This is a genomic window from Paraburkholderia monticola, assembly GCF_001580545.1.
In the GTDB taxonomy this organism is placed as follows: domain Bacteria; phylum Pseudomonadota; class Gammaproteobacteria; order Burkholderiales; family Burkholderiaceae; genus Paraburkholderia; species Paraburkholderia monticola.
On sequence record NZ_LRBG01000011.1, the window covers coordinates 161,268 to 175,958 of the forward strand.

The following is a 14,691-nucleotide window of genomic DNA, read 5'->3' on the forward strand; positions in this document are numbered from 1 at the left end:
GTCGGACGCGGCGGTTCGCCACGACACCTGGCCGCGCAACATGGAAGCGGCCGCTAATCCGCAAACAGGGAAGAGGATAAGAATGAAAAAGCTTGCTTTGGTGGCAGCGATGTCGGTGGTGGTCTTGACGCAGGCTGGCTGCGCCACGGAAGTGAAGTCGCTGCCGTTCGCGGCGTCGGGGGCCGAATCGCGCGGCGAGGTGCCGGTGTATTTCGGCGCTCAGAATCATCAGCCGGTGAAAACGCGGCTCGGCGAGGTCTCGTACTCGGTGCGGATCGCGCGCAAGGTGTCGGACCAGAATGAAGCGTGCCACCTGGCGCTCGCCGAAGCGGTCGGCAAGCTGCGCGCGGCGGCGCGCGAGCGTCATGCGAATGCGGTGATCGAGGTGTCGACGCGCTTTCATAGCACCGAAACGAACTCGTCGACCGACTTCACCTGCGGCGTGAGCCCGAGCGCGGCCGCGATCGCGGTGCGCGGCCAGTTGGTGGTGCTGGACGCGGGTTGAGGTTGCGCTAGGCTTCGTCGGTCTTCTTCACGGCCGCGACATTGACGAGCGTCTCGCGACGCTTGCCGGGTTGCGGCCGGTACAGGCCGAGCCGCTCGAGCAGACCGAAGTCTTTCGCGCGGCTCCACCACAGGTAGGGCAACGATACGTTGCGAGGAGCGAAGCTGAAGCCGCCCTGACGGATCATGTCGAGATAGCCGTCGGCGCTCTTCTGCACCTGCATCGGATGACGGAACAACAGCCGGATCACCCACGACTTGATGTACGCATCGGTCGATTCGGCGAACAGCAGCACACCGCCGGGTTTGAGCACGCGGCGGAACTCGGCGAGCGCGCGTTCCTGCTCGACGAGATGATGGAAGGTCTGATGGCAGAACACGATGTCGGCGCTCGCATCGGGCAACGGCAGTTGCGCGCAGTCGCCGTGCATCACTTCGATGTCGGCGACCGCATCGCGGCACGCTTGCGCGGCGCGGGCGGCGAGCGCCAGCGACGGCGCATGAAAATCGACGCCGACGATGCGGCGCGGCCTGAACGCAGCGGCGAGCAGGCGAAACGAAATACCTTGCCCGCAGCCGACATCGACGATGACCGGCGCGTCGGGCAAGGGCGCATCGATCAGGCGCTTCAGGTCATTGATCGCGACGCGCAACACGTGGTGCTCCCACGTGTGCGTGCGCAGGAACCAGATTCCAAAGGCCGTCTCCGGCACGAAGGGCACGCTGGGTTGTTCGGATGACGACACGCTGCACTCCCCGGCGAAACGTTGTTCTTGCTGTGGAGGCAGGATTGTAGCGACAAGACCGTGCATCGCGCGATGTTGCGTGCTGCATGAAACCCCGCATGCGTCGCAGCAACGCATGCAAACCGTTGGAGCAGTGAGTTGAATAGCGATTCTTCAAGACGGACCGTAGTCGACGTCGCGATCATCGGCGCGGGTCCGGCCGGCGCGGTGGCCGCCGCGCTGTTGCGCAAAGCCGGCCGCTCGGTGCTGGTGCTCGAGCGTCAGCACTTTCCGCGTTTTTCGATCGGCGAGAGCCTGTTGCCGCAAAGCATGGCCTATCTCGAAGAGGCCGGCATGTTGCAGGCCGTCGTCGAGGCGGGCTTCCAGTACAAGAACGGCGCGTGCTTCGTGTATCGCGATCAGTGCTCGTCGTTCGACTTTCGCGACAAACATTCGCCGGGCTGGGGCACGACCTATCAGGTCGAGCGCGCGTTGTTCGACGACGTGCTGATTCGCTGCGCGGCCGGGCAGGGCGCCGACGTGCGGTTTGGCCACACGGTGAGCGCAGTGCGGACGGGTGCGGCGCCGGTGCTCGACGTGGTTGACGAAAGCGCCAGCGCGTATCAGGTCGAAGCGCGTTTCGTGCTCGATGCGAGCGGTTTCGGGCGCGTGCTGCCGCGCCTGCTGAAGCTGGAAGCGCCGACCGGCATGCCGACGCGCGCCGCGCTCTTCACGCACGTGCGCGACGGCCTCGCGCTCGACGACATCGATCGCAACAAGATCTGCATCGCGACGCATCCCGAGCGTCGCGACGTGTGGTTCTGGATGATTCCGCTTGCGGGCGGCCGCTCGTCGGTCGGATGTGTCGCCGAGGCGAGCTTTCTCGATGTGCCGGAAGCGCAGCGCGAGGCGACGTTGCGCGCGCTGATCCAGCAGGAGCCGACGCTGAACCGGCTGATCGGGCAGGCGCCGTTCCTGATGCCGGTGCGGCAGATCGGTGGATACGCGGCGAACGTCGCGAGTCTGCATGGGCCGGGCTACGCGCTGCTCGGCAATGCGGGCGAGTTTCTCGATCCGGTGTTCTCATCGGGGGTGACGATTGCGCTGCGCTCCGCGCATCTGGCGGCGCGCGCGCTGAACCGCCAACTCGACGGCGAGACGGTCGACTGGTCAGCCGATTACGACGCGCCGTTGCGCAAGGGCATCGATACGTTCCGTGCGTTCGTCGAGCGCTGGTACACGGGCGAATTGCAGGACATCATCTATTACCCGGAGCAGACGCCGACGATCCGTCGCATGATCTGCGCGGTGCTCGCCGGTTATGCGTGGGACGAGTCGAATCCGTATGTCGCGGACCCGGTGCGGCGGCTCAACACGTTGTATGAGGTGTGCAAGCAGGGCTGAGGCGCGCCTCAGCCCCAACCAGCGTCACGCCGCGATCTTCGCGCGCCCCGGCACATGCTGGCGCGCGTCGTCGCGGCGATGCACGCGTTTGCCGGCCGCATACGTTTCGTACACCGCGCGATCGTCGCCGAGCAACGCGAACGCGAACAGCAACTCCTCCAGCGATTCGCGCCGCGCCGTGCGGCGCGCGAGCAGCGGCGTCGCCTGCGGATCGAGCACGACGAAGTCTGCTTCCGAGCCGTCTCTCAGCGTGCCGACCCGATCGGCGAGATCGAGTGCTTCGGCCGCGCCGGCTGTGGCGAGATAAAACATCCGCGTCGCCGTCAGATGATGACCGCCGAGGCGCGCGACCTTGTGCGCCTCGTTCATGGTCTGCAGCATCGAGAACGACGTGCCGCCGCCGACGTCGGTCGCGAGCGCGATCGGCATGCCGGCCGAGTCGGCCTTCTCGAAGTCGAACAGGCCGCTGCCGAGGAACAGGTTCGACGTCGGGCAGTGCGAGGCAAGCGCGCCGGTTTGGGCCATGCGCTTGCGGTCCTCGTCGTCGAGGTAGATGCAATGGCCGTACACCGCGCGACGGCGCAGCAAGCCGTAGTGATCGTAGATGTCGAGATAGCTGCGGTGGCCGGGGAACAGATCGGCGACCCATTTGACTTCGTCGGTGTTCTCCGCGACATGGCTCTGGATGAACACGTCCGGATGAAGTTGCGCAAGCGCGCCGCACGCTTCGAGTTGTGCTTCGGTCGAGGTCGGCGCGAAGCGCGGCGTGAGCGCGTACAGTTGCCGCCCGCGATTGTGCCAGCGGCCGATCAGCTCGGCGCTGTCGTCGTAGCCCGATTGCGCTGTGTCGCGCAGGAACTCGGGGCAGTGGCGATCCATCAGCACCTTGCCCGCGACCATGCGCAGATTGCGCGCTTCGCTCTCGGCGAAGAGGGCATCGGCCGATTCCTTGTGCACCGTGCAGTACACGAGCGCGGTCGTGGTGCCGCAGGCGAGCAGTTCGTCGACGAAGAAGCTCGCGGTGTCGCGCGCGTGCGCGGGATCGGCGAAGCGGCGCTCGGTCGGGAACGTGTAGGTGTCGAGCCACGGCAGCAGACCCGGCGCCGGCGAGGCGATCATGTCGGTCTGCGGATAGTGGATGTGCGTATCGATGAAGCCCGGCACGATCAGCTTGTCGCGCCGCTCCACGACCTGGGTGCCGGGCGCGAGTCGCGGCGCCAGCGCCGCGTACGCGTCCGCCGCGACGACGCGGCCGTTTTCGACGATCAGCAGACCGTCCTCGTGGAACACCGCGGCGTTCGGCGCATGCGCCGGGTCGCCGTTGAAAGTCAGCAGTTGCGCACGGAATGCCGTTTGCGCCGTTTGTGCCGCTGGCGCGCTATGAGCCGATTCAGTCATGGAAAAGCTGTCTCCGAATGTTAAAAGCTGGGCGACGAAGCCAGCGGCAACGGCTCGCCGGTTCGGGTCGTGGTCGAGGCCCGAACGAAGCGAAGCCGGCGGCCGACGACGTCAGTCGAGGCCCGTCAGTTGAAATCCGTCAGCGCGCGGCTTACTGCCGCCAATGCGCGTCGAGCTTGCCGATCAGCGTTGCGCGTTCCTCGGGCGTCACGAACGACGCCTCGAAGCCGTTGCGAATGATCGTGTAGACCTCGGCGTCGTCGAGCTTCAGCGCGTCGATCGTCGCCAGATAGTTCGCGTTCACGTAGCCGCCGAAATAGGCCGGATCGTCGGAATTGACGGTCACCGCGACGCCGTGATCGAGCAGGTCTTTCAGCGTGTGTTTGGTCAGGTCGTCGAACACGCACAGCTTCAGGTTCGACAGCGGGCACACGGTCAGCGCGACGCGTGTGTCGGCGAGGCGCGTGACCAACGCCGGGTCCTCGATGCTGCGCACGCCGTGATCGACGCGGTCGACCTTCAGCACGTCGAGCGCTTCATAGATATACGACGGCGGGCCTTCCTCGCCCGCATGCGCGACGAGCTTCAGACCGAGCGCGCGCGCCTTCGCGAACACGCGCTCGAACTTCGACGGCGGATGGCCGCGCTCCGACGAATCGAGACCGACGCCGATCAGCCGGTGCTTGTACTGCTCGAACAGCGGCAGCGCTTCGTCGAAGGTGGCGAGCGCATCGTCCTCGGACAGGTGGCGCAGGAAGCACAGGATCAGCTTGCTCGACATGCCGCGCTGTTCCGCGTCGGCGAGCGCGCGTTCGATGCCCGCCACCACGGTGGCGATCCGCACGCCGCGTTCGGTGTGCGTCTGCGGATCGAAGAAGATTTCGCTATGCACGACGTTGTCGGCGAGACAGCGCTCGACGTAGGCCATCGTCATGTCGTAGAAGTCCTGCTCGTGCAGCAGCACGCTCGCGCCCGCGTAGTAGATGTCGAGAAACGATTGCAGGTCGGTGAACGCATAGGCGGCGCGCAATGCTTCCACGGAGTCGTAGGCGAGCTTCACGCCGTTGCGCTGCGCGAGCGCGAAAATCAGCTCGGGTTCGAGCGAGCCTTCGATGTGGATATGCAGTTCGGCCTTCGGCGCGCGCGTGGTTTTGTCGGCGAGCGTGCTGGAAGAAACGGGGGTAGCGGTTGTCGTATTCATGGTGATTTGGAATTGTGTGTTTATTGGGGTAGCCGGGGTAGCCGGGGTAGCCGACCGGCACGAATCGCGTGTCAGAGCGCCTGGGTCGCGTGGCGCGCGCCCGCGTTCGCTTCGACGGCCTGCAGCACCTGCGCGGCCGCCGAGATCGCGATGATCTCGGGCGACTTGTCGACGATACCGTCGACGCCGAGCGGACACTTCATGCGCGCGATCCACGCCGGATCGATGCCGCGTGCGGCGAGCCGGTGCTCGAACTGCTTGCGCTTGGTGTGCGAGCCGATCATGCCGAAGAACGCGAAATCGCGGCGCCGCAGGATGCGCTCGGCCAGTTCGAGATCGCGCGCGTGGTTGTGCGTCATCACGACGAAGTACGTGTGCGGCGCGGCCTGATCGATCGCCTCGTCGGGCGCGTCGTTCGCGTCGATCGTCACGTTCGGCGCGTGCAGCGTATCGAGCGCCGGAAACTGCGCGTCGCGTTCGTCGACCCAGCGCACCGTGCACGGCAGTGTCGCAAGCACGCGCACGAGCGCCGCGCCGACGTGGCCCGCGCCGAACAGCACGACGGCGAACTCGCCCGGCGCGATCGTTTCGGTCAGGAGCGCGCTGCTGTCGTCGAAACCGGCGCCGTCCCACAGCAGGCAGTCGGCGGCGTCGATGCCGGGCTCGGGCTCGGACAGCATCACCGCATCCGGGGCGGGGCCGAATGATACGCTACGCACCGTCGATTGACCCGCCGCGAGGCGCTTGACGAGCGAGGTGATCCAGCCGAGATCGCCGACGTCGAGCCGCTCGAATGCGAGAACCACGGCGCCGCCGCAACACTGGCCGAGGCTCGGTCCCAGCGCGAAGCGTTCGAGCCGCCGCATGTGCGGCGCGCGCATGCCGTCGCGCAGCACCTGACGCGCGGTCTCGATCGCCTTCCATTCGAGATGGCCGCCGCCAATCGTATGTTTGGCCGCCTCGCGCGTGACGATCATCTTCGTGCCGGCTTCGCGCGGCGCCGAACCTTCGACGCGCGCGACCGTCACCAGCACGGCCGCGTCGCCGTGCGCGAGCAGATGTTGCAGGTCAGTGAGCCAGGCTTGCATCCGGCGATTCTCCATACGTGGCCGCTTGAGGTGCTGGTGCGGCGGGTTGCGTGCGGGTGTCGGCGCCTGGCAGGCGCGCGGCGGGCTCGGCCGGGTTGGCGTCGTGCAGCGCGTCCAGCGCATCGAGTATCGCCTCGGGCGTTGCCGGTGCGCGCAACGGCGGAGCATGTGGCGCGCCCGGCACCGCGGCCGCGATCGCGTCGCGAATCGCGAGAAACACCGAGAACGGCAGCAATAGCGGTGGCTCACCCACTGCCTTCGAGCGGAACACGGTCGGCTCCGCGTTGCTGTTCTCGTAGAGCCGCACGTGGAACGCGGCGGGTGTGTCGCTGACCGCGGGAATCTTGTAGGTCGACGGCGCGTGCGTCATCAGGCGGCCGTCGCGGTTCCACCATAGCTCTTCGCTCGTGAGCCAGCCCATGCCCTGAATGAAGCCGCCTTCGATCTGGCCGAGATCGATCGCCGGATTGATCGACTGGCCCGCGTCGTGCAACACGTCCGCGCGCACGAGTTTCCACTCGCCGGTCAGCGTATCGACGACGACCTCCGACACCGCCGCACCATAGGCGAAGTAATAGAACGGATGACCGGTCAGCGTTTTCGCGTCCCAATGCACTTTCGGCGTCGCGTAAAAGCCGTCCGACCACAGTTGCACGCGCGCGAGATACGCGGCGTTGACGAGCTGTTCGAACGGCAGCGCACCGCCGTTCACCGACACGCTGCCGTGCGCGAACCGCACCTCGTTCGCGGCGCCGCCGAGCTGGCGCGCCGCGAGTTCGGCGAGCCGCGCGCGGATCGTCCGCGCGGCGTCTTCGGCGGCCATGCCGTTCAGATCGCTGCCGGTCGAGGCCGCGGTCGCCGACGTGTTGGCGACTTTCGACGTATCGGCCGCGGTGACCCGCACGCGCGACAACGGCAAGCCGAACTGATTCGCGACCACCTGCGCGACCTTCGTGTTGAGCCCCTGGCCCATCTCGGTGCCGCCGTGATTGACGAGCACGGAGCCGTCCTTGTACACGTGCACGAGCGCGCCGGCCTGATTCAGGAACGGCACGTTGAACGAGATGCCGAACTTGACCGGCGAAAACGCGAGGCCGCGCTTGAGCACCGGGCTCGTCGCGTTGAATTCCGCGAGCGCCGCGCGACGTGCGCGATAGTCGCTCGAATCGAGCAGCGCGTCGGTCAGCGGCGCGATGACGTTGTCTTCGACGTGTTGTCCATAGGGCGTCGTATCGCGTTCGCCGACGCCGTAGTAATTCGCGAGCCGCACGTCGAGCGGATCGAGCCGCAACTCGCGCGCGACGCTGTCGAGCAGCACCTCCATTACGAGCGCGCCCTGCGGTCCGCCGAAGCCGCGAAACGCGGTGTTCGACTGCGTGTTGGTCTTGCAGCACAGCGCAACGATATCGACGTCGGACAGGTAGTACGCGTTGTCGAAGTGGCAGACCGCGCGCGTCGCGACCGCACCCGACAGATCGGCCGAATAGCCCGCACGCAAGGCGATTTCGACGCGCACGCCAAGCAGACGGCCCTGATCGTCGAAGCCCGCTTCGTATTCGTAGACCGCGTCGTGACGTTTGCCGGTGATCAGGAAGTCGTCGTCGCGATCGGCGCGCAGCTTGACCGGCCGACGCAAGCGTTGCGCGGCCAGCGCGGCCACACAAGCGAACAGCGCCGACTGCGATTCTTTGCCGCCGAAACCGCCACCCATGCGCCGGCATTCGCATACGACGTTGTGCGCGGGCCAGTCGAGCATATGCGCGACGACCTGCTGCATCTCGCTCGGATGCTGCGTCGAGCTATAGACGAGCATGCCGTCCATTTCCTTCGGCAGCGCATAGGCGATCTGGCCTTCGAGATAGAACTGCTCCTGGCCGCCGACCTCGAACGTGCCGGCGAGGCGATGGGGCGCCGCGGCGATCTTCGCGTCGGGATCGCCGCGCCGCAGATGCAGCGGCGGCAGCACGAACTGCCTGGCGGCTTTGGCGTCGGCGGCGGTGAGGATCGCCTCGAGCGGTTCGTAACGGATCACGTCGTCGCTTTTCGCGAGCGCGGCCGCGCGGCGGGCGAGCTCGTGAGTTTCGGCGATCACCGCGAAGACCGGCTGGCCAAGGTACAGCACTTCGCCGTCGGCGAGAATCGGATCGTCGTGCAGCACCGGGCCGCAATTGTTTTCGCCGGGGATATCGTCGGCGCTCAGCACCGCGATCACGCCGGGCGCGTTGCGCACCGCGTCGAGATCCATCGATACGATGCGCGCATGTGCATGGCGCGACAGGCCGAGCGCCGCGTGCAGCGTGCCGTGCAGCTCGGTGATGTCGTCGGTGTAGGTCGCTTCGCCGCTCACGTGCAGCGCGGCGGATTCGTGCGGCAGCGGCACGCCGATCGACGCGTCGCTCGTGGTGTCGTTCGGCGACGCTTGCTCGTCCGCGCGTTCGATAAAGGCATCGGTGCGGTTCATTACGGCGACTCCTTCGCGACGATGGCGTTGGCTTCGAAGGCGAACGCGTTCACGTCGCAGAGCGCGAGCGGCGCGTCGTCGCGCGTTTCGAGGTAGAAGCGCCACAGCAGATTGCGCGCGACCTTCAGCCGGTACGCGCTCGACGCGCGCATGTCGGTGAGCGGCTGGTAGTCGGCGGCGAGCGCGTCCATCGCGCGCAGGGCGGTCGCTTCGTTCCACGCCGCGTCGTTCAGTGCGGCTTCGGCGTGCGCGGCGCGCTTCGGCGTCGCCGCCATGCCGCCGAACGCGACGCGCGGCGCGCGGATCGTGCCATCTGCCGCGACGTGCAGCGCGAACGCCGCGCACACCGCCGAGATGTCCTGGTCGTAGCGCTTGGCGACCTTGTAGGTGCGAAACCGCAGCGCGCCGGCAGGGCGCGGCACGCGCAGCGCGCTTACGAATTCGCCGGCCGCGAGCGCGGTTTTCTGATAGCCGAGGTAGAACGCATCGAGCGGCAGCGTGCGGCTCGCGCGATCGTGGCGCAGCACGACCTCGGCACCGAGCGCGAGCAGTGCCGGCATCGAATCGCCGATCGGCGAGCCGTTCGCGACGTTGCCGCCGAGCGTGCCCGCGTTGCGGATCGGCAGCGAGGCGAAGCGCGTCCAGAGTTCGGCGAGCTCGGGGTAGTCGGCGGCGAGCGCAGCGTACGCGTCTTCGAGCGTGACCGCGGCGCCGATCGTCAGCGTTTGCGCATCGTGCGCGATCGTCTTCAGCTCCGCCACGTTGCCCGTGTAAAGCAGGTCGCCGAGATCGCGGAACTGCTTGGTGACCCACAAGCCGACGTCGGTGCTGCCCGCGACGATGCGTGCATCCGGGTGGCGCGCGCGCAGCGTCGCGAATGCGTCGAGTGTGAGCGGGGCGTGGAAGGTGGCCGAGCCGAACGCGGCGCCGCGTGCGTCGGGCGCGCTGTATTCGAAGGTGTCCTTGCGTTGCAGCGTGCGCAGCGTGGCCGCGATCGTCTCGCGATCGAGCGCGACACGCGGATGCTGCGCGTAGTCGAACATCTTTTGCGCGGCCTCGACGATCGGCCGGTAGCCCGTGCAGCGGCACAGATTGCCGGATAACGCGGCGTCGATTTGGTCGCGGGTCGGCAGGCCTGCGCCGGCGGGCTGGTTCTCGTAGAGCGCCCACATCGACATCACGAAGCCGGGCGTGCAAAAACCGCATTGCGATCCGTGGCAGTCGACCAGCGCCTGCTGCACCGGATGCAGCGCGCCGTTCGCGGCGCGCAGGTCTTCGACGGTGAAGAGGGCGCGGCCGTCGAGTGTCGGCAGGAACTGGATGCAGGCGTTGACGGCCTTCAACGCAAGGCCGCCGCGCGCGTCGAGTTCGCCGATCACGACCGTGCACGCGCCGCAATCGCCTTCCGCGCAGCCTTCCTTGGTGCCGGTGCAACGCAGGTCCTCGCGCAGGTGCTGCAGCACGGTGCGCGTCGCCGGTACGCCCGCAACCTCGCGGACGGACCCCTGGTGGTAGAAGCGGATGGTTTGCGTTGTCATGGCGAATCGAAAGACAGTGCGGACCGGGCGCGCGTTACGCAGGGGGTGCAAAAGCCGTCCTCGCGCACGTAGATCGCCATCCATACCCGAAGATAGCACTACGCCGCGCCGAAAAGATTTCCCGCGTCACATGAAGCTTATGCGACGGGGGTCATGATCCAGCTACGATTCGCGCGGCGGCGGGAAGTTGCGTGGATGGGCTCGCGACCGGAGAGGATGGCGCGTGATCGGCGGAACGCCGCGCAGAAAAAACGCCGGACTTCGGTCGTCCCCGCATGGGCGACGTGAAGTCCGGCGTGCCTGGTAGTCCGCGGTCGAGCGGTGTTCGCCACGCACGGGAGAGAGGCTTGAGCCCCGTCAGGCCACCCGACGGCGATTGCGCACGAGGCTCAGCACCAGCGCGACGAACGCGACGACGAATGCGACGCCCGACCACATCGGCAGCGTCAGACCGAGGATCGGCGGATACGCGGTTTCGCACAGGCCCGCGACCTTGAACACGCTCGGCAGCCACTTCGCGGGCGGCAGGCTATCGACCACCGGCTGCAGCGCGTCGAAGCCGCAACTGAAGCCCGGGTTCGCCTGGATGTACACGTGGCGTGCCGCGGTCACGATGCCGGCGAGCGCGGACAGCGCCGCCATCGCTTCGAGCAGGCGTACGCCGCGCCAGTTGTTGAAGCGCGCGCCGAGGAACGCGAAGATCGCGATCAGCAGGAAGAAATAGCGCTGGATGATGCACAGCGGGCACGGGTCTTCGCGCAGGCCGAACTGCAGGTACAACGCACCGCCCACGAGGGCGAGGCAGATCAGGCCGAGCAAAACCAGCAGGGTGCGCTCGCGGCGCAGCATCGCGGAGTCGTTATTCATGGATCTTCGTTTGTATGGAGACGAAAGGGTGCCCGCGATTCTAGCGCGAACCCCTTTCCCGCCGCTTGTCGCCTGACCAGTGCCGCGGGGCGGCAGCGGCCACGGCCACGGCCGGGCGGCGCGCCCCGCCGCGCGTTAGCGGATCGAGTTCAGCACTGCCTCGGCCGCGCGGCCGATCGCAAGCAGCGCGTCGTCGGCGTGCGGGGCGCCCGCCAGCGTCAGGCCGACCGGCGCGTCGCCGCGCAGATGGCACGGCAGCGACAGCGCGCAGCTATCGAGGAAGTTGAACGCGCTCGGGTTGCGCAGGATCAGCGCATTGGTGCGGCCGAACGTGTCGTCGTCATCGAGCAGGTCGGCGAGGCGCGGCGGCACGACCGGGACCGTCGGCGCGACGACCGCGTCGAAGCGCTGCCACAGCGTGCGCGCGGCTTCGTCGAGCATCGCCTCGCGCTCGGCGACCAAGTCCAGATAGTCAACCGCGCTGGCCGGCTGCCCCTTCATGATGCGCACGAGCACGCGCGGATCGTACTGCTCGCGATGCTTCTCGAGCAGCGGACGATGCCACGCATACGCCTCGATCGGCGAAAAGCCGAAGCGGTTGATCTCCGGCAGGCGGTCGAGCGGCGCGAAGCGCACCTCGCTGACGATCGCGCCGGCCGCCTCCAGATGCTTGAGCGCGGTATCGATCGCGCGCGCGACTTCGGGCTCGACGCCGTCGGTCACGTAGTTGGTCAGCACGCCGAGGCGCACGCCTTCGAGCGGGTGCGACGCCGGGATGCGCGGCTCGAGCCCGGCGAGCATCCGGTCGACCAGCGCACAGCACGCGACCGATACACCGATCGGCCCGAACGAATCGAGCGTCGACGACAGCGGCACGCCACCCTGCTTCGGGATGCGCGCGGCGGTCGGCTTGAAGCCGGTCAGCCCGCACAACGCGGCCGGAATGCGGATCGAGCCGCCGGTGTCGGTGCCGAGCGCGATCGCGGCCATGCCGTCGGCGACCGAGGCCGCCGCGCCCGAGGACGAGCCACCCGAAATCCGCTCGTCACCCTTCACGCCGCGCCGGTACGGCGACAACGGATGGCCGTAGTGCGGGTTCAGACCGAGCCCGGAAAACGCGAACTCGCTCATGTTGGTGCGCCCGACGATCACGGCGCCGGCCCGCTTCAGACGTGCCACTGCGACCGCGTCGGCCTTGGCGACGGGCGCGCCGGCGAGCGCGACCGAGCCCGCGCGGGTCACCTGGCCTTCGATGTCGAACAGGTCCTTGACCGAGACCGGAATGCCGGCGAGCGGCGACAGCACGGTGCCGGCCGCGCGCAGGCGGTCGTGCGCGTCGGCGGCGGCGCGCGCGGCGTCGGCGTCGACGTGCATGAAGACGGTCGCGCCCTGGCCGGCCGGGTCGGCGATCCGGTCGAGCGCGATTTCGACGAGCGCCCGGCTGGTGGTGCGCCCGGCGGCGAGATCGGCGGCAAGCTGGGTAAGCGGCGGGAAGGGGGCGAATTCGGTGGCCATGATGTCGGTAGGAATCCGGTAGAGCGCCGGTCGGGCGCATGAGCGGGGCAGTGTCGAGCCAACGGGAAAGGTCCGTCCGCATTGTAGAGCAAGGTTTTGCCTGGACGGATGGTGCCACGCCCTGTGCGAAAACCCTGCAAATCGCCCCTGTCCGTTTGTTACACTGCGCTTTCTGAGATTACTGTTTTGTAAGGAAAGCGCTTATGCACCACGGCATCAGCTTCATCCAGGATCTGGCCGTCGTGATGGCGCTGGCCGGCGTCGTCACCGTGCTGTTCCATCGTCTGAAGCAGCCGGTGGTGCTCGGTTATATCGCGGCTGGCGTGATCATCGGACCGTACACACCGCCCTTCCAGCTGATCCACGACGAACAGACGATCCAGACGCTCGGCGAGCTGGGCGTCGTGTTCCTGATGTTTTCGCTGGGTCTCGAATTCAGCCTGCGCAAGCTCTTCAAGGTCGGCGCGACGGCGATCGTCGCCGCGCTGTCCGAGATCGTGCTGATGCTGTGGATCGGCTACGAGATCGGCAGCGCGTTCGGCTGGAGTCCCATGGACTCGCTGTTCCTCGGCGCGATCCTCGCGATCTCGTCGACGACGATCATCGTGAAGGCCCTGTCCGACCTCGGGCTCAAGCGCGAAAGCTTTGCGCAGCTGGTGTTCGGCATCCTGATCGTCGAGGATATTCTCGGCATCGCGATGCTCGTGCTGCTGACCGGCATCGCGCAAACCGGGCAACTGTCCGCCGGGCTCGCGGCGATCACGCTCGGCAAACTGCTGCTGTTCATGACGGTGTCGCTGCTGGTCGGCGTGCTGCTGGTGCCGCGTGCGCTGAATTACGTCGCGCGCACCGGCAGCGACGAGATGCTGCTCGTCTCCGTCCTCGGGTTCTGCTTCGGCTTCTGTCTGCTGGTCGTCAAGCTCGACTACAGCATCGCGCTCGGCGCGTTCCTGATCGGCGCGATCATGGCCGAGTCGCGTCATCTGCATCGGATCGAGCATCTGATCGCGCCGCTGCGCGACGCCTTTTCCGCGATCTTCTTCGTGACGATCGGACTGATGCTGAACCCGTCCGTGATGCTCGACTACGCATGGCCGATCGCGTTGATCACGCTCGCGGTGATCGTCGGCAAGATCGTGTCGTGCGGGCTCGGCACGTTTCTGTCGGGCCAGGACGCGCGCACCTCGATGCGCGTCGGCATGACCGTGTCGCAGATCGGCGAGTTCTCGTTCATCATCGCGACGCTCGGCGTGACGCTGAAGGTGACGAGCGGGTTTCTGTATCCGATCGCGGTCGCCGTGTCGGCATTGACCACGCTGACGACGCCGTATCTGATTCGCGTCGCCGATCCGCTCACGCGCCGCATCGCGCGCGCGATGCCCGAGACGTTTTCCAACGCGTTCGGCATGTACGGGCAATGGCTGCGCAGCCTGATCGCGGCGCGCGGCGAGCCGACGCTGGTCGGCATGACGCGGCGCATCGTAGTGCAGATCGCGGTCAATCTCGCGCTCGTCGCGGCGATTTTTCTCGCCGTGTCGTATACCGCGCCGTATAGCGGCCGGCTGCTCGCCCACTGGCTCGCCGACGAGTCGCTGCAACGCGTCGTGCAATGGAGTGTCGCGCTCGTCGTGTCGCTGCCGTTCCTCGTGGCCGTGTATCGCAAGACCAAGTCGCTCGCGATGCTGCTCGCGGAAGTCAGCGTGCAGCCGACTACCGCCGGACGCTTCACTCGGGCGCTGCGTTACGCGATTGCTGACCTCGTGCCGATCGTCTCCATGATCGGCGTGTTTTTGCTGGTGGCGGCGCTCTCGGGCAGCATCCTGCCGCCGACGGGCCTGCTCGTCGCGGTGCTCGTGTGTGCGGCGCTGCTGCTCGCGCTCGTCTGGCGCTGGTGCGTGAAGATCCACGCGTCGATGCAGATCGCCTTGCGGGAAACTTTCGAAGAGCAGCCCGACCCCTGAGTCCCCTGAGTCAGCGGGATTGGTGTGGC

General features: G+C 67.2%; 11 protein-coding genes. 3 read left to right on the top strand and 8 right to left on the bottom strand.

The annotated features are described in order from the left end of the window. Positions 1 to 82: 82 nt before the first annotated feature. A complete protein-coding gene (locus CI15_RS14430; RefSeq protein WP_062128844.1) occupies positions 83 to 505 on the top strand; it encodes a hypothetical protein in 423 nt (140 codons plus the stop codon). 7 nt (positions 506 to 512) lie between these two features. On the opposite strand, the gene CI15_RS14435 is transcribed toward CI15_RS14430, so the two are convergent. Further along, positions 513 to 1,250: a class I SAM-dependent methyltransferase gene (locus tag CI15_RS14435; protein ID WP_062128848.1), complete on the bottom strand. Its 738-nt coding sequence runs from the start codon at positions 1,248 to 1,250 to the stop codon at positions 513 to 515. A gap of 138 nt (positions 1,251 to 1,388) precedes the next feature. Between CI15_RS14435 and CI15_RS14440 the strand changes: the two genes are divergently transcribed. Then, on the top strand, positions 1,389 to 2,633 hold the full coding sequence (locus CI15_RS14440) for an NAD(P)/FAD-dependent oxidoreductase (protein ID WP_062128850.1): 1,245 nt from the start codon (positions 1,389 to 1,391) through the stop codon (positions 2,631 to 2,633). A gap of 24 nt (positions 2,634 to 2,657) precedes the next feature. Here the strand turns inward: CI15_RS14440 and guaD are convergent, their stop codons facing one another. The 7 genes from guaD to CI15_RS14475 all read right to left on the bottom strand — a co-directional run bounded on the left by guaD (position 2,658) and on the right by CI15_RS14475 (position 12,701). Then, on the bottom strand, positions 2,658 to 4,031 hold the full coding sequence (guaD, locus tag CI15_RS14445) for a guanine deaminase (protein ID WP_062128852.1): 1,374 nt from the start codon (positions 4,029 to 4,031) through the stop codon (positions 2,658 to 2,660). 151 nt (positions 4,032 to 4,182) lie between these two features. Continuing rightward, on the bottom strand, positions 4,183 to 5,232 hold the full coding sequence (locus tag CI15_RS14450) for an adenosine deaminase (protein ID WP_062128854.1): 1,050 nt from the start codon (positions 5,230 to 5,232) through the stop codon (positions 4,183 to 4,185). A 71-nt stretch (positions 5,233 to 5,303) separates the two neighbouring features. Further along, positions 5,304 to 6,320, bottom strand: coding sequence for a xanthine dehydrogenase accessory protein XdhC (xdhC, locus tag CI15_RS14455; RefSeq protein WP_062128856.1), 1,017 nt, complete (start codon positions 6,318 to 6,320; stop codon positions 5,304 to 5,306). Further along, positions 6,301 to 8,781, bottom strand: coding sequence for a xanthine dehydrogenase molybdopterin binding subunit (gene xdhB / locus CI15_RS14460; RefSeq protein ID WP_062128858.1), 2,481 nt, complete (start codon positions 8,779 to 8,781; stop codon positions 6,301 to 6,303). Before xdhB ends, xdhC begins: the two co-directional genes overlap by 20 nt. Next, entirely contained in the window at positions 8,781 to 10,319 is a 1,539-nt protein-coding gene (xdhA, locus tag CI15_RS14465) for a xanthine dehydrogenase small subunit (protein WP_062128860.1), read from the bottom strand. Before xdhA ends, xdhB begins: the two co-directional genes overlap by 1 nt. Before the next feature lie 357 nt (positions 10,320 to 10,676). After that, on the bottom strand, positions 10,677 to 11,186 hold the full coding sequence (locus tag CI15_RS14470; protein ID WP_062128862.1) for a disulfide bond formation protein B: 510 nt from the start codon (positions 11,184 to 11,186) through the stop codon (positions 10,677 to 10,679). Positions 11,187 to 11,321: 135 nt separating this feature from the next. Further along, positions 11,322 to 12,701: an amidase gene (locus CI15_RS14475; RefSeq protein WP_062128864.1), complete on the bottom strand. Its 1,380-nt coding sequence runs from the start codon at positions 12,699 to 12,701 to the stop codon at positions 11,322 to 11,324. Between the two features lie 203 nt (positions 12,702 to 12,904). Between CI15_RS14475 and CI15_RS14480 the strand changes: the two genes are divergently transcribed. Continuing rightward, positions 12,905 to 14,662, top strand: coding sequence for a cation:proton antiporter (locus CI15_RS14480; RefSeq protein ID WP_062128866.1), 1,758 nt, complete (start codon positions 12,905 to 12,907; stop codon positions 14,660 to 14,662). Positions 14,663 to 14,691 lie beyond the last annotated feature (29 nt).

Excerpts from the sequence above, each read along its gene's own strand:
- CI15_RS14430 (WP_062128844.1), top strand. The coding sequence starts at position 83 with ATGAAAAAGCTTGCTTTGGTGGCAGCGATGTCGGTGGTGGTCTTGACG.
- CI15_RS14450 (WP_062128854.1), bottom strand. The coding sequence starts at position 5,232 with ATGAATACGACAACCGCTACCCCCGTTTCTTCCAGCACGCTCGCCGAC.
- CI15_RS14470 (WP_062128862.1), bottom strand. The coding sequence starts at position 11,186 with ATGAATAACGACTCCGCGATGCTGCGCCGCGAGCGCACCCTGCTGGTT.
- CI15_RS14475 (WP_062128864.1), bottom strand. The coding sequence starts at position 12,701 with ATGGCCACCGAATTCGCCCCCTTCCCGCCGCTTACCCAGCTTGCCGCC.
- xdhB (WP_062128858.1), bottom strand. The coding sequence starts at position 8,781 with ATGAACCGCACCGATGCCTTTATCGAACGCGCGGACGAGCAAGCGTCG.
- guaD (WP_062128852.1), bottom strand. The coding sequence starts at position 4,031 with ATGACTGAATCGGCTCATAGCGCGCCAGCGGCACAAACGGCGCAAACG.
- CI15_RS14480 (WP_062128866.1), top strand. The coding sequence starts at position 12,905 with ATGCACCACGGCATCAGCTTCATCCAGGATCTGGCCGTCGTGATGGCG.
- xdhC (WP_062128856.1), bottom strand. The coding sequence starts at position 6,320 with ATGCAAGCCTGGCTCACTGACCTGCAACATCTGCTCGCGCACGGCGAC.
- xdhA (WP_062128860.1), bottom strand. The coding sequence starts at position 10,319 with ATGACAACGCAAACCATCCGCTTCTACCACCAGGGGTCCGTCCGCGAG.